Source organism: Mesorhizobium sp. M6A.T.Cr.TU.016.01.1.1, from assembly GCF_003952585.1.
GTDB lineage: Bacteria > Pseudomonadota > Alphaproteobacteria > Rhizobiales > Rhizobiaceae > Mesorhizobium > Mesorhizobium mediterraneum.
The window spans coordinates 2,435,006-2,450,014 of the sequence record NZ_CP034452.1 but is presented as its reverse complement, the minus strand read 5'-3'; the positions used below and the strand labels follow the sequence as shown (position 1 = coordinate 2,450,014).

General features: G+C 62.6%; 14 protein-coding genes and 1 tRNA gene. 13 read left to right on the top strand and 2 right to left on the bottom strand.

The window, feature by feature from the left end; genetic code table 11:
- Positions 1-101: 101 nt before the first annotated feature.
- The 3 genes from EJ075_RS11665 to EJ075_RS11655 all read left to right on the top strand — a co-directional run bounded on the left by EJ075_RS11665 (position 102) and on the right by EJ075_RS11655 (position 3,340).
- Positions 102-746, top strand: coding sequence for a carbonic anhydrase (locus tag EJ075_RS11665; RefSeq protein WP_126104445.1), 645 nt, complete (start codon positions 102-104; stop codon positions 744-746).
- Positions 747-755: 9 nt separating this feature from the next.
- Positions 756-1,166 (top strand): nuclear transport factor 2 family protein, encoded by a 411-nt coding sequence (locus tag EJ075_RS11660; protein WP_126104444.1) that lies wholly within the window; start codon positions 756-758, stop codon positions 1,164-1,166.
- Positions 1,167-1,285: 119 nt separating this feature from the next.
- Complete coding sequence (locus EJ075_RS11655) at positions 1,286-3,340, top strand: M3 family metallopeptidase (protein WP_126104443.1); 2,055 nt, start codon at positions 1,286-1,288, stop codon at positions 3,338-3,340.
- Between the two features lie 130 nt (positions 3,341-3,470).
- On the opposite strand, the gene EJ075_RS11650 is transcribed toward EJ075_RS11655, so the two are convergent.
- A complete protein-coding gene (locus tag EJ075_RS11650) occupies positions 3,471-3,785 on the bottom strand; it encodes a DUF167 family protein (RefSeq protein ID WP_126104442.1) in 315 nt (104 codons plus the stop codon).
- An 11-nt stretch (positions 3,786-3,796) separates the two neighbouring features.
- The gene (locus EJ075_RS11645; RefSeq protein ID WP_023800489.1) at positions 3,797-4,087 is read right to left on the bottom strand and encodes a YggT family protein; all 291 of its coding nucleotides are present in this window, start codon (positions 4,085-4,087) and stop codon (positions 3,797-3,799) included.
- 163 nt (positions 4,088-4,250) lie between these two features.
- Here EJ075_RS11645 and EJ075_RS11640 point away from each other — a divergent pair.
- The 10 genes from EJ075_RS11640 (at position 4,251) to EJ075_RS11595 (ending at position 14,883) form a co-directional block, all read left to right on the top strand.
- Positions 4,251-4,326 (top strand) — tRNA-Ala (locus EJ075_RS11640).
- 36 nt (positions 4,327-4,362) lie between these two features.
- Positions 4,363-5,034: a hypothetical protein gene (locus EJ075_RS11635; RefSeq protein WP_126104441.1), complete on the top strand. Its 672-nt coding sequence runs from the start codon at positions 4,363-4,365 to the stop codon at positions 5,032-5,034.
- Between the two features lie 500 nt (positions 5,035-5,534).
- Positions 5,535-6,980, top strand: a complete 1,446-nt coding sequence (locus EJ075_RS11630; protein ID WP_126104440.1) for a carotenoid oxygenase family protein — start codon at positions 5,535-5,537, stop codon at positions 6,978-6,980.
- Between the two features lie 494 nt (positions 6,981-7,474).
- The gene (locus EJ075_RS11625) at positions 7,475-8,413 is read left to right on the top strand and encodes a hypothetical protein (RefSeq protein ID WP_126104439.1); all 939 of its coding nucleotides are present in this window, start codon (positions 7,475-7,477) and stop codon (positions 8,411-8,413) included.
- A gap of 60 nt (positions 8,414-8,473) precedes the next feature.
- Positions 8,474-9,220 (top strand): hypothetical protein, encoded by a 747-nt coding sequence (locus EJ075_RS33520; RefSeq protein ID WP_126104438.1) that lies wholly within the window; start codon positions 8,474-8,476, stop codon positions 9,218-9,220.
- A gap of 307 nt (positions 9,221-9,527) precedes the next feature.
- Positions 9,528-10,439, top strand: coding sequence for a MurR/RpiR family transcriptional regulator (locus EJ075_RS11615; protein ID WP_126107317.1), 912 nt, complete (start codon positions 9,528-9,530; stop codon positions 10,437-10,439).
- A gap of 73 nt (positions 10,440-10,512) precedes the next feature.
- Positions 10,513-11,295, top strand: coding sequence for an SDR family oxidoreductase (locus EJ075_RS11610; protein WP_126104437.1), 783 nt, complete (start codon positions 10,513-10,515; stop codon positions 11,293-11,295).
- Complete coding sequence (locus tag EJ075_RS11605) at positions 11,271-12,830, top strand: mannitol dehydrogenase family protein (protein WP_126104436.1); 1,560 nt, start codon at positions 11,271-11,273, stop codon at positions 12,828-12,830. The genes EJ075_RS11610 and EJ075_RS11605 overlap by 25 nt, the downstream gene beginning before the upstream one ends.
- A gap of 19 nt (positions 12,831-12,849) precedes the next feature.
- Entirely contained in the window at positions 12,850-13,764 is a 915-nt protein-coding gene (locus tag EJ075_RS11600; protein ID WP_126104435.1) for a sugar phosphate isomerase/epimerase, read from the top strand.
- 84 nt (positions 13,765-13,848) lie between these two features.
- Positions 13,849-14,883: an ABC transporter substrate-binding protein gene (locus EJ075_RS11595; protein WP_126104434.1), complete on the top strand. Its 1,035-nt coding sequence runs from the start codon at positions 13,849-13,851 to the stop codon at positions 14,881-14,883.
- The last annotated feature ends 126 nt before the right edge of the window (positions 14,884-15,009 follow it).

Below are 15,009 nucleotides of genomic sequence, written 5' to 3'. Positions count from 1 at the left end.
CATCCGCGATTCTGCATTGCTCGCGACCGGCTTTTGCCGCTAGAGCCTTCCTGACTTAAAAAGAGCTGCCGCCTAACCCGGAAAGGCTCCAGACGCCGCCCATGCCTCATCTCCCTGACCATCTGCTCACCGGCTATCGCAATTTCATGAGCGGCCGCTATCTCGCCGAGAGCGGGCGCTATCGCTCGCTCGCCCGCGAGGGCCAGTCCCCCGAAACGATGATCGTTGCTTGCTGCGACTCCCGCGCGGCTCCCGAGGCGATCTTCGACGCTGGCCCCGGCGAGCTCTTCGTGCTGCGCAATGTCGGCAATCTGGTGCCGCCCTATGCGCCCGACGACCAGTTCCATTCGACCTCGGCGGCGCTCGAGTTTGCCGTGCAGAGCCTCAAGGTGAAGAACATCGTGGTGATGGGCCATGGCCGCTGTGGCGGCATCCGCGCAGCACTCGACAGCACCGCCGCGCCCTTGTCGCCCGGCGACTTCATCGGCAAGTGGATGAGCCTGATTGCGCCGGCGGCCGAGACGGTGTCGTCCAGCACCTTCATGACGGCGACGGAGCGCCAGACCGCGCTGGAGCGCATTTCGATCCGCTATTCGATCGCCAATCTCAGGACCTTTCCCTGCGTCTCGATCCTGGAAGGCAAGGGACGGCTGTCGCTGCACGGCGCCTGGTTCGACATCTCGACCGGCGAGCTCTGGGTGATGAACAAGGAGACCGGTGACTTCGAGAGGCCGGAGACGACATAGGAGGATTGCATGGTATGCCGTTCGATCGCTTTGGCCGCAGCGGCGCTGCTGTTTTCAATCGTATCCGCCCGCGCCGACGACGGCGCGCTCATCGGCCGCTGGTATGCGGCGCTGCTGGTCGCCGATCGCACGGAACTGTCGGATCTGCTTGCCGATGACGTCCGGATAAAACTCGACGACCTCGGCGTCGTCCAGACCAAGCAGGAGTTCATCGCCTCGATCGATGAATGGAAAGGCGCTGTCGCCGGAGCCGAAATCCGGCATCGGATCGAGAAGACCGAAGCCGGCGTGACCACGGTGATCGCCTGCTATGATTTTCCCAAAAACGACATGCTGATGCAGGAAACCTTCGCGATCGCCGACAACCGTATCACCGCCAGTTCGCAGGCGGCGATCGCGGAAAACTGCGACGGCTACTGAGCGGGTACTGGCCAGCCGCGATATTGCGTGCGGCAAGCCAGCGCCTTACATCGGTGACGGTCCCGCCCTGCCTCTACAGCCACTCAGCGAAAGCCCTCCCACTCAGCGAAAGATTCTCCATGCCGTCCACAAAAGCCGTCGACCTCGCCGCCCATCCGCTGACCACCTGGCAAGGGCCGCTCGGCCTGCCCGATTTCACCCGCATCGGCGACGGCGATTTTTCTCCGGTTTTCGATGCGGCATTGAAGGCGCATGAGGCGGAGATCGAGGCGATATCGGGCAATGCCGAGACACCGACCGTCGAGAATACACTCGCAGCGCTGGAGCTTGGCGGTGAGGCTCTCGACCATGTATCGTCGATCTTCTGGTGCCGGGCCGGCGCCCATACCAACGAAGCGACCCAGGCGCTGGAGCGCGACATTTCGCCAAAGATGTCGCGGCATTTCTCGGCGATCTCGATGAACGAGAGGCTGTTTGCCCGTATCGACGACCTCTACCAGCGCCGGGAAACCCTGAAGCTCGATGCCGAAACGCTGCGGGTGCTGGAAAAGACCTGGAAAGGTTTCGTCCGCTCCGGCGCCAAGCTCAACGCCGAGGGCAAGAAGCGGCTGGCGGCGATCGACGAGGAACTGTCGTCGCTCGGCACCACTTTCGGCCAAAACCTGCTTGCCGACGAGCGCGACTGGGCGCTGTTCCTCGACGAGGCCGACCTTGCCGGCCTGCCACAATTCCTGAAAAGCGCGATGGCCGAGGCCGCCGAGATGCGCGGTCAGAAGGGCCGCTATGCCGTCACCCTGTCGCGCTCGATCTACGAGCCGTTCTCGACCTTCTCCGAGCGCCGCGACCTGCGCGAGATCGCCTTCCGCGCCTTCACCATGCGTGGCCAGAATGGCGGCGCCACCGACAACAGCGCCGTGGTGCGCGATATGCTGCGCCTGCGCGCCGAGAAGGCGAAGCTGCTCGGCTACGCTTCCTTCGCCGCCCTGAAGCTCGACGACACCATGGCAAAGACGCCGGAGGCGGTGCACACGCTGCTCGACCCGGTCTGGGAAAAAGCCTTGGAAAAGGCCGCAAGCGACCAGACCGAGTTGCAGCGGCTGGCGGCCGAGGCCGGCAGCAACGAGAAATTCGCCGCGTGGGACTGGCGCTTCTATCAGGAGAAGCTGCGCGCCGAGAAATTCGCCTTCGACGAGGCCGAGTTGAAGCCCTATCTGCAGCTCGACCGCATCATCGAAGCCTGCTTCGACGTGGCGACACGATTGTTCGGCATCACCTTCGAGGAAAAGAAGGGCATTGCCACCTGGCATCCGGATGCACGCGTTTTCGTCGTCAGGAATGCCGACGGCAGCGAGCGCGGGCTGTTCCTGGCCGACTATTTCGCGCGACCCTCGAAACGCTCTGGCGCCTGGATGAGCGCGCTGAAATCCGGCTATAAGCTCGGCGATGGCTCCAAGCCTGTCATCTACAACATCATGAATTTCGCCAAGCCGCCGGAAGGCGAGGCCGCGCTGTTGTCGGTCGACGAGGCAAAGACCCTGTTCCACGAATTCGGTCATGCCCTGCATGGCATGCTGACCGACGTCACCTGGCCGTCGGTCGCGGGCACCTCGGTCAGCCGCGATTTCGTAGAGCTGCCCTCGCAGCTCTACGAGCACTGGCTGACCGTGCCGGCGGTGCTGGAAAAGCATGCGCTGCATGTGAAGACCGGCAAGCCGATGCCGAAGGCGCTGGTCGACAAGATGCTGGCGGCGCGCACGTTTGGCGCCGGCTTCGCAACGGTCGAATTCACCGCGTCGGCGCTGGTCGACATGGCCTACCATGCGCGGCCGGATGCGCCGGACGAGCCGCTTCGTTTCGAAGCCGAAACGCTCGAAAAGCTCGATATGCCCGACACCATCGCCATGCGCCATCGCACCCCGCAATTCGGCCACATATTTTCCGGCGACGGCTATTCGGCCGGCTACTATTCCTACATGTGGTCGGAGGTGCTCGACGCAGACGCCTTCGCCGCCTTCGAGGAGACGGGCGACCCGTTCAATCCGGCGCTGGCTGAGCGGCTCAGGAAGAACATCTATGCCGCCGGCGGCTCGAAGGACGCGGAAGAGCTCTACACCGCCTTCCGCGGCAAGATGCCTTCTCCCGAAGCGATGATGGTCAAGCGCGGGCTGGTGTAGAGACGAGTCCGCGACACACGCGGCGCAGACCCTGGGATGACGAAAAGAGGGATGCGTCGCGGAACTAGCCCATCTATCCAGCATTGTCTGGCAGCGTCGTTTTGATGGCTTCAGCGTCGTTCAAGCCAGTTCAAGCGCTGCCGAGCGCCTCGATGCCTTTCGCCAGCGCAGTCGGATCGCCGAGGATACGCAGCGTCTTCAGCCGGGCCGTGCCGCCGGCGACGACCGAAACGGCCGATCGCGGCACTCCCAGCGCCTTGGCGACCAGCCGTTCGAGCGCTTGATTGGCGGCGCCGTTTTCCGGCACGGCGCGGACGCGAGCCTTCAGATGGCTTCGCCCGTCTGCCGAAATCTCGATGCCTTCGAGCTTGTCCATCGCCGCTTTCGGTGTCAGCCGGACGAACAGGTCGACGCCGTCGTTTCGCCAGCGAAACGGCCCAGTCATGGAATGACTGGTCAGACGACCAGCGGCGCCACCGTGGTGAGCAGGAACTGCCGGAGGAAGAACAGGATCAGAAGCAGGATGATCGGCGAAATGTCGATCCCGCCGAGGTCGGGCAAGAAGCGGCGGATCGGCCGCAGCGCCGGCTCGGTCAGCCGGAAGAGCATGTTGCTGACGCTATCGACGAACTGGTTGCGCGAGTTGACGACGTTGAAAGCGTAGAGCCAGGAGAAAATCGCCGAAGCGATGATGATCCACCAATAAATGTCAAGCGCCAGGACAATGGTCTGAATGAGGGCTATCATGCCGGTCTCCGATTGTTGCCGACATGTAGCCATTGCAGGCGAAAGCGGCAAGAGCCGCTGTCCGCGGCAGGCCACGTCGATGGCTCGCCGCGCGACTTTTTTGGGCAAAACGCCGTCTTGACAGGAAACCGCCGCGCCCGATAAATGCGCCCATCCGCTGGACGGGGCTGTAGCTCAGCTGGGAGAGCGCGTCGTTCGCAATGACGAGGTCAGGAGTTCGATCCTCCTCAGCTCCACCAGCGGGATATCCTAACGATCTAAAGATCTGTATTTACTTGCTGCATACCGCTGACGGGAGACACACCGTCACCCTCAGTCGACGGCCCAATTTCCGCGCGAACGAATTCATCCTGCAATTCCATCTCGCGGTGCTCGATGAGACGTGCTTTACAACGATGATGCACATTTTGACACGATTCATCGCCCTTGCCGCCGGTGTGGCGTCGTCTTTGCCTTCCGTGTCTTATGCAGATTTGCGCAACAAGCAGCAGATCGAAGGCGCATGTTACCCCATGGCTGCGGCTAACGAAGCCCTCGCCAAGATGCCCGCTTTTCAGGCGACGTGGAGCCGCGTGATCAAGAGCCATAGACACGTCGTGATCCACAGCGAGTCGGTTTACGAAAATGGCATGATATATCAGCGGAGGGCGCCTTACGCGCCTTGGCGGGGCCGGGCGTATAAGGTCGTTGATGACGCTCGGCGTTCGAATTGTCACCAACTGCGCGAAGAGATGCTGGATGGTGTCAACACGGTGGTTATCTCCTATACGAAGCATCACCCCCCATATGATCCGCGATTCTATCGCTGCACTGTCTGGCTTGAAATTCCAGAGTACAGGAACCGGAAATCGGATTGCGTGAGCGTTGGTCCCGCTGACGTTGCAGAGGTAAAGATACGCTGGTTCTACCGGACGGACATCAAGCCACCAGTAGCGCCACCGGACTGAACGTATGGTTGCCGCCTGGATGACTGCGTAGCTACGCCGCCGCTTAGTTCACCGACATTTGTAGCGATCGGGTCTTGCTCGGGCCTCCGGTTTCCCAACGCTGGGCTTGAGGATTGCCGGCATAGTCGCCAGCAGTGCTGGCCACACGGGTTGCGGAACCTATCCTAACGATCTGAGTTCGACGCCAGCGACCAGTTTCCGTTCGGCTGGGCTGCGGGTCGCACGGCCAGTCATCCCTTGCCCGGTATGGGGGCAGCTTCATAGGGCGGATGACGACGGTCCACGATTGAGGAGACGTGCCGAACCGCATCACAGCGATTCTGCTTCGATCACGGAGCGAATCCGCGACTTGATTCATGGCGAGGCTGATTGATCCCGCTGCGTCAGGAACTTGGCAGGAAGTTGGTCCGGCTCTACGGCTCGGATGCGAAACATCGGCGACGCTGACGCGTTAAACGGCAGGGAGGGCGGAGGCACTAGGCGAAGTGAAGGAGGCTGGAATGCCCGAAGCGGATGGCCGTTACGCACTGGGCTTCACCACACTCGAACAGGAGGTCGATCAACTGCCGTTGCAGGTGGAAGGCGAATTGCCGGCATGGCTGACCGGCAGTCTGATCCGGACCGGGCCTGCGAAATTCGAGGTGGGTCGGCAAGCCTATACGCATTGGTTCGACGGGCTCGCCATGCTCCACGCCTTCGACTTCAGCGATGGCACGGTCCGCTATTCCAACCGCTTCATCCGCTCGCAATCCTATTGCGAGGCGATGGAGAAGGGCCGCATCGCACGCGGCGAATTCATGACTGATCCGTGCCGCACGATCTTTGGCCGCGTCATGGCGATCTTCAATCCGAAGCTGACCGACAATGCGAATGTCAATGTGTCGGTGTTGGCCGGCGAGATCGTGGCGCTGACCGAGACGCCGATGCCGATCCGCTTCGATCCGCACACGCTCAAAACGCACGGACGGCTCCAATTCAGTCGGGCGATCAAGGGGCAGATCTCGACCGCGCATCCGCACAGTGACGGCCAGCGCGGCTACTCCTACGTCATTGAGATGGGGCGCCGCAGCACGTATCGCCTTTTCGTCGACGAGAGCGGCGTGCAGCGTGTCCTGGCCGAATTGCCCGTCGATCGGCCGAGCTACATGCATTCCTTCGGCATGTCGGAACGCTACCTTGTGCTGACGGAGTTTCCGCTTCGGGTGAACCCGCTCAAGCTCGCCTTCTCCGGCAAGCCCTTCATCACGAACTATCGCTGGCAGCCGGAGTTCGGCACCGTATTCACAGTGATCGATAAGTCGACCGGCGCTGTCGCCGCCCGTGCCAGGGCGTCGTCGTGCTTCTGCTTTCACCACGTCAATGCCTTCGAGGCGGACGGCGCGCTGCTGGTGGACCTCCTTGCCTATCCCGATGCGAGGATCATCGACGAGCTGCGCCTCGACCGGCTGCGCGCCGGGGCGCGGGTCAACCCGACCTCGACCTTGGCGCGATACCGCATTCCGCTCGAAGGTAATCCTTCTGCGACTATCGAGATCGAGCCGGAACCGCTCTGCGACACGCGCATCGAGTTGCCGCGCATCGACTATTCCCGCCGCGCAGGCAGACCGTATCGCTGCGTATGGGGAACAGGGCAAAGTGAACCGGACAGTTTCCTCGACACCATAGCCAAGATCGAGCTTGCAGTCGCTGCGCCGGCAACCGTGACGACCTGGGCCGAATCGGGCTGCTATGCTGGCGAGCCTGTTTTTGTGGCGCGGCCAGCGGGCGGAGAGGAAGACGATGGCGTCCTCCTGTCCGTCGTGCTCGATGTCGGCGCCGGCAGGTCGTTCCTGCTTGTGCTAGACGCCGCGACGCTTGCCGAACTCGCCCGGGCCTCAGTCCCGCATCACATCCCCTTTGGCTTTCATGGCAACTATTTTGCGCCCCCGGATCGATCTGCGCGCTGACCGACGCCAAGTGTCGGCCACTGCACAGAACTCCTTCACCGGTGGAATCGGCCGCATCCCGTGTGGCCGTAGATGCGGCTGTATTTATTGACCGTTCTGGGACCTGCATGCTCGGCACACATGGGAACAAAGCAGGCGTCCAGGCCCCTACTTGCGGAATTCGAGGCAACGGCCGCCGCGACGAACTTCACGCCAGGGCGTCGTCGACGACACCGGGCACCTGGCCGCGCGCGGCGCGTCGCTTCATTACAATGAAGGGCGACATTCGCAGGCGTCTACGGGATCATCCTGTCCGGGGGGTAAACAAGGAACATCGCTGATGGCAGCAGTAGGTCTTTACAGATGCTTGGGGAATCCATCTTGGACCCGGTGTGCTGGAAAGGGCGAAAGGCAGCTACTTCGCAGAGAACCTTTACCGCGAAGGTGGCTATCAGCCGGACTTTGACATGTGCCCGTCTCGCTAGGTAAGCGGCGATCTTGAAGAGTCTCTCACCATGAAGATTTCGTCCACATTTCGTTCAGTCGCGGTTGCCGTCATCGCCGCCGCGGGAGTCAGCATTGCCAGCGCCGCGCAACTCAAGGAGGGTGTGCAGACGCCGCCCGGCGAGCATGAAATGGCTTTACGCCGCGAATTGGCCGCAGCACGCGCGGAGCTAGACGTCATGCAGCGCGAGGCACGTGACGCAAGCGCCCATGCACACGCACTGGCGGCTAAGCAAGCACAAATCCTAAAAGAGCAGCAGCAAATAGACGAAGCGCTGGAGACGGCGCAGCGCGTTATCGAAGACTTTAGGGCCGAAGCCATTCTCTGGGACCGCGAGAAGGCCGCCGGAGCGCACCCCTCTATGGAAGCCTCTCAGGTTGCTGCGAAGCAAGCGCTTGATGAGGAGAGGCACAAGGTTGAACTCTTGGAACAAGAACTCACCACGGCTCGCCAAACTATCGACGCTCTTAAGACAGGCGCAAACCTGGCCGCGGTCGAGAAGACCAACGCCATAAAAGACCGATCGGTGGTCGAGACCGCTCTAAAGCAAGCTGGGGAAGCACTCGAACTGGAACGCGAACGAGCAGATTCAGCTGCACGCGACCTCGATATTGTTCGCAAGGAACGCGACGCTTCAAAGCAGATCTCGGCAGAGTTGAGTGCGGTGCTGGAGAAAGAGCGTGAAAGGGCTATCGGTCTAGGCCGCAGCCTCAGTGCCGCGCGTGAGGCGATCGACATCGTCAAGGATAAGCGTCGCACTGCGGCTTTGGCGCGCGCGCCGACATCACGTACCCCACTTGCAAGTACGCTATCGCGTTCGGGCGCCCAACCAGCCCGTAAACCGGGCTTGCCGAAAAAACGGAAAGTGAAGGCAAAAAAGTCACCACATCCTGTTCTGCCGGCAACCATCGCTCTTCCCGCCGCATTGCTCCCGACGCGACCACTGTGAAGCTCGACCTACGCCAGTGAAGACTAGTGAGCGAAATGTATGCCGCAGGGGAGTATGACAATGAAAAAGTACGTCGCAGCCATGTTGACGATCGGGATCGCAATCGGGCCTGCCTCGGCTCTTGACGCAGGTTTAGGCGGTAAGGCCGGCGGTCTCGGGGTCGGTGCTGGAGTGGGCGCCGGTTCGCAAGGCGCATCTGTGGGCGCGAGCGTCGGCGGCCTCGGGGTCGGTGCTGGAGTGAGCGCCAGCTCGCAAGGCGCATCTGTGGGGGTGGGCACGAGCGTCGAAGGTGTGGGTGGAGCAAACATTGGAGCTTCGGTCGGCGCAGGATCACTCGACGCAGGCGTTAGCCCTTCGACGGGTGTCGGCGTGGGCGACGATCCGTCCGCCGAAAACGGAACGAGTACCGCTCCCGGTAGTCCGGCCGCAGTCACGGCAGCCACTGCCTCTGCCAAGACCGGCAAGCAATCGATCGCCCTGCCACCCGCTCTCAGGCCTTCCAAAGCGGGTGAGGGTGACTCCACCAAGGGGTATCCCTTTGGATCTTTGAGACCACTGAAAGCGAAACCCGGTACGCCAGCTGCGGTGGTGCGAGCCTGCCGCGCGGCGATCATATCCGCTGCGACGCCGCTTGGCGCCGTCCGTGTCCACGCGGTAAGCGCAGGCGCCTTGCGTCAACGTCGGGGCGCACTCACGGCGCCGATCGAGGTGCGAATAGACTACGCAAGACAAGGCGGCATCGAAGTTCGGCGGGCGCGGATCGGCTGTCACCTCGATGCGGCGGGCAGGGTCACCGCAGTGAAATAACACCAACAGGCATTTTCGGGTCCGAGAACAATGCGGCGGCAACCAGCGTGATCTGGTCGTCGAGCCGCATGGCCGACCGCCAAGCGTTGGCGCGTCGATCCGTCAGCGATTGCAAAGACCATGATCGAGAACTCCGTTCCGAAGATGTGGAATGCGACTATAAAATTTCCGTCGCCGTTTTCGAACATGATTTCCAATTTTTATTTTGTAAAACGATCGTGCCGCGCTAGCCTAGGAGCCTGTCATGACCTGGGAGGACGGTTCGGGTGACGAGACACAGCTTGTTCGACGCCGCCTTCCCTGTGCCATGAGCGGAGCGCGCAGATCGTCCGACCAAGCTGGCACTGGTGGCAGCGACGTGACCACGACCCGCAAGCGCGGCCGCTCGCTTGCCGCGCTCGGCTATACCAAGCCGCAGACCTACGAAGAACTGCGCGCCGTATTGTCGTCCGGCACCGTCCATTTTCCAAAACGCCTGCGCCAGGTTGCCATCGTCCTGTGGCAGCATCCGAGCGACGTCGCGCTTGGCACGATCGCGCAGGTCGCCGAGCAGGCCGGCGTGCAGCCCTCGACGCTTGTTCGTTTTGCCCAGATCTTCGGCTATGCCGGATTTTCCGATTTCCAGGGTCTCTTTAAGGACCATGTCAAAGGCTCCTGGCCCGAAGGACGGGGGCGCGACGGACAGGAACGGGCGGCCACCGAGCCCAACGCCAATCTGCATTTTCTCAACGGCATGGTCGGCGCCTCGCAGGCTTCGCTCGGCCGCATCGACAATAACTTCGACATTGCCAGCTTCGAGCGCATGGTCGACCTGCTGGCGGCAGCCGACTTGATCTATGTGATCGGCAGCAAACGCGCCTTTCCCGTCACCACCTATCTCTCGCTCACCCTGTCGCAACAGGGCGTGCGCAACGTGCTGGTCGATAATGTCGGTTCCACCGCGCTTGACCAGGTCGGCTGCATCGGCAAGCGCGACGCCGTGCTGGCGGTTTCCTTCAGTCCCTATAACTCGATCACGCCGGACCTTGTCGCTGTCGCCCATGAGCGAAAGGCGCGCATCGTCACCATCACCGACAGCACGTTCAGTCCGCTGGTCAAGCTGTCGGACACATGGCTGGAAGTGGTTGAGTCCGACTTTGCCGGCTTCCGCTCGCTTGCCGCTTCGCTCGCCGTCGGCATGGCCCTTGTCCACGGTGTTGTCGCGCGCCGCACGACCTGAGACGGATACGATTGACTATCGGGAATTGGTGTTCCATATCTAGAAAAATAGAAACTTTATTCCGGGAGGAGGAATGGAGCTTCGGCTAGACGACAAGGTGGTGCTGGTCACCGGTGCGACGCAAGGCATTGGCCGGGCGATCGCCGAGACGCTGGCGCACTCAGGCGCCGGCGGCCTGCTGGTCACCGGCCGCGAGCCGGTGCGTGGCGCCGAAGTCGCCGCAGCGCTTTCAGAGATAGGCACGCCGACCGCTTTCGTCGCAGCCGATCTGGCGGACCCCGAGGCGCCGGCGCAACTGGTGAAGGCGTGCATTTCCCGTTTCGGGCGCATCGACGCGCTGGTCAACGCCGCCGGCCTGACCAGCCGCGCCTCGTTTCTCGATGCCGGCCTCGACGACTGGGCGGCGCTGTTCGCCGTCAACGCGCGGGCGCCATTCTTCCTGATGCAGGCGGCCATCGCGCAGATGATCAAGCAAGGTCAAGGCGGCGCGATCGTCAACATCCTGTCAATCAACGCGCATTGCGGCTCGCCCGAACTGGCGATCTATTCCGCCACCAAGGGCGCGCTCGCCACGCTTACCCGCAACGCCGCCAATGCGCACCGTTTCGACCGCATCCGCGTCAACGGCATCAATGTCGGCTGGACCGACACGCCGGCCGAACGCATCATGCAGGCGCAGACGCTGGGGCATGGCCCGGGCTGGATCGATGCGGCCAACGCGTCGCAACCTTTCGGACGCCTGCTGGCGGCCGACGAAGTGGCAAACCTCGCCGTCTTCCTGCTCTCCGACGCCTCCGGGCCGATGACCGGCGCCCTGATCGACCAGGAGCAATGGGTCGTCGGGGCGAACCGGTGAGCACTTCAACGCCCCCCGAAACGCTCGGCCCAGAACTCATTAGCCGGCTTTCTTCCTCCGTCCAAAAACCATCCTATGATCGGGCCGCACTTGTCCCGGGGATGGCTCATATCGGTGTCGGCGCCTTCCACCGCTGCCACCAGGCGGAATACACCGACGATCTTCTTTCGCGCCGTTTCGATCGCTGGGGCGTGGTCGGCATCAACATCCGCGCACCATACTTGTCGGAAACGTTGGGCAGGCAGGGCGGGCTCTACACGCGCCTCATCCGGCAGGACAGCCAAATCGAGGCGCGAATCATCGGCAGCATTGTCTCGGTCGTTGACAGCCAGGACAGTGCGGCACCAGCGCTCGGCGTGCTGGCTTCCGCCGACATCGACATGGTCACGCTGACCGTCACGGAGAAAGGCTACTGCCACATCCCGTCCAGCGGCGCGTTGGATCTGGCGCACCCGGACGTCGTCCACGATCTCGCCAATCCACTGGAACCGCGAAGCGTGCCGGGCATTCTGGCGCGGGCGCTTGAATTGCGCATGGCCTCGCACAGCCGTCCGGTGACGCTGCTCTCCTGCGACAACATCCCGACCAACGGCATCATCCTGGAGAACGTCGTGCAGGCTTTGGCCAGCCGGCGCGGCAATGGCCTGTCGGACTGGATCGCGGCCAACGTCGCCTTTCCCTCGGCCATGGTCGACCGCATCGCGCCAGCGACCTCTGAGGCCGATATCGAGACCGTGGAGCAGCATTTCGGCTACCGCGATGCCGCTGTCGTCGTCGGCGAGCCGTTCCGGCAATGGGTGATCGAGCAGAAATTCGCCGGCCGCGTGCCGCGATGGGACCTGGTTGGGGCGCGCTTCGTCGACGATGTCACGCCGTTCGAGCACCTCAAGATGCGGGTGCTCAACGGCGCCCAGACCACGCTCGCCTATCTCGGAGTGCCGGCGGGCCTGGAGCACACGTCGGATGCCATCGCCGACCCGCTGCTCGCCGCCTTCGTCCGGCGCATGCTGATCGACGAGACGCTGCCGACCTTGATGCCGATGCCCGGCGTCTCGCCGCTGGCCTATGTCGAGCAAAGCCTCGCTCGTCTGCGCAATACAGCGATCCGCCATCGCAACCACCAGATCGCCACCGACGGCTCGCAAAAGATCGTGCAGCGGCTTCTCAACCCGATCCGCGACCGGTTGCGGCGCGGCGAAAGCATCGCGCTCTTGTCGGTCCCGGTCGCAGGCTGGATGGCCTATCTGATCCGCTCCTCGGCACGCTTCGGCAAGCGCTGGCCGGTGTCCGATCCCTATGCCGACAGAATCGCCCGCATTGCCGACGCGGTCGGCGCCGACACGAGGGCTTTGGCAGCCGCGATCCTCGCCATCGACACGATCTTCGATCCGGAGCTTGCCGCAAATGGCGATTTCCGCAGGGCTATCACATCAGCCCTCGACGGCCTGCTCTCAGACAACCCGATGGCAGTCGTCAGGCGAAGTTTGGAACAACCCGAGGTTGCCCGGTTGAAGCGGCCCGCACAATCGGCATAGTAAGGGGAAGGGAGGCAATATGAAGCTCGGACTGCTCACCGCGCCGTTTGCGGACACCTCGCTTGGCGAGGTTTCCGACTGGGCAAGTTCTGCCGGCTTCGAGGCGCTGGAGATTGCCTGCTGGCCGAAATCCTCCGGCGGCGCCCGGCGCTATGCCGGCACCAGCCATATCGATGCGGCTTCGACGTCAGCCGCGCAGGCCAAGGAGATCGTCGCCTCGTTGGCGGAGAAGAAGCTGTCGATCTCGGGGCTCGGTTTCTACCCCAATCCGCTGCATCCCGATGCCGCCCACCGCAACACCGTCATCGACCATCTGAAGAAGGTGATCGTGCTGGCGAGCCATATGGGCGTGCCTGTCGTCAACACCTTCTGCGGCGGTGACGCTTCAAAAACCATCGACGCCAACTGGCAAGAGGCGCTCAAGATCTGGCCCGCCATAACAGCCCATGCGCGAGACCATGGCGTGAAGCTGGCCTTCGAAAACTGCCCGATGATCTTCAGCTATGACGAGTGGCCGGGCGGGCACAACATCGCCTATTCGCCCTATATCTGGCGCCGCATCCTTGAAGCCTGGGGCGGCGATGTCGGCATGAACTTCGACCCGTCGCATCTGGTCTGGCAGATGATCGACCAGGCACGCTTCATCAGAGAATTCGGTCCGTACGTGCTGCATGTCCATGCCAAGGACCTGATGATCGATCCTGATGGACTTTACGAGCGAGGCATCCTCTCGGCCGGCATAGGCTGGCAGGTGCCGCGCATGCCGGGGCTCGGCGATGTCGACTGGAATGTGATCTTCTCCGGTCTCTATCGCGCAGGGTACGACGGGCCTGTTATCATCGAGCACGAGGACCGGCGGTTTGAGGGGAGCGACGACAAGGTCAAGCGGGGTTTTCTACTCGCCCGCGACGTGCTGCGCCCCTTCGTGAAGTGACGGCGCAAACAGCTTGGCTTTGATCCTGTCTCAGGTCGACAGGATCAGGCCCTGAAACTGAAAACATTGTGGAGGAAGACTGAAATGAAAAAACTTTTGACCATAGTCCCGCTGCTTGCCGGCGCGGCCTTCATGGTTTCGGTGGGCGTCTCGTCCGCTGAAGCCAAATACACGATCGGCATTTCCAACACCGTGCAGGGCAATGGCTGGCGCGAGGAGATGATCTGCGCGATGAAGGCCCAGGCGCTCGCCTCCGGCGAGGTGACCAAGCTGAACATCGCCCACCGCAACACCGACGCTGCCGGTCAGCTCGAGGACATCCGCAACCTGATCAGCGCCAAGGTCAACGCCATCGTCGTCAACCCGGCCGATCCAGCCGGCATCAAGTCCGCCCTTGAGGAAGCCACCAAGGCCGGCATCGTCGTCGTCGCCGTCGACCAGGCGGTCACCGAGCCCTCGGCCTACATCATCTCCAACAACCAGGAGCAATACGCCTATCTCGGCGCCAAATGGCTGTTCCAGCAGATGGGCGGCAAGGGCGACGTGGTCTATATGCGCGGCGCCGCCGGCGCCTCGGCCGACAGCGATCGCGACAAGGGCTTCAAGAAGGCGCTTGCGGAATTCCCCGACGTGAAGGTCGTGCATGAGGTCTTCACCGGCTGGCAGCAGGATCAGGGCAAGCAGCAGATCCTCGACTTCATCGCCACCGGATCGCCGTTCAACGGCATCTGGACCTCGGGCATCGACAATGTGATCGTCGATGCGCTGGTCGAGTCGCAGACGCCGCTGGTGCCGGTGGTCGGCGCCGACAATGCCGGCTTCGTCGGCCAGTTGAACTCGGTCGAAGGGCTTGTCGGGGCGGCGGTGACCAACCCCGGCTCGATCGGCGGCGCCGGCGTGACGCTGGCTCTCCAGATCCTGAACGGCAAGAAGCCGGCGGAACAGACCGTGCTGGTCGAGCCGCAGCTCTGGGAGAATGCCACCGAGGAGGGCAAGGCCAAGCTGAAGGGCGCGGCCGATCCGTCGCTGAGCCCGGAATGGCCGGTCTCGATCTCCATTCCGGACTGGACCACCTACACCAAGGACCAGATCATCGCCTGCAAGGGCCCGGGCGAGTAGTTGCTGCTTTGAATTGCGTAGCGAGGACGGCGGGCTGCCGTCCTCGCTACGCAAAGATTTGATAGACTGGCGCTCTACGGCGCCCCCCTCTGTCCTGCCGGACATCTCCCCCTCAAGGGGGGAGAT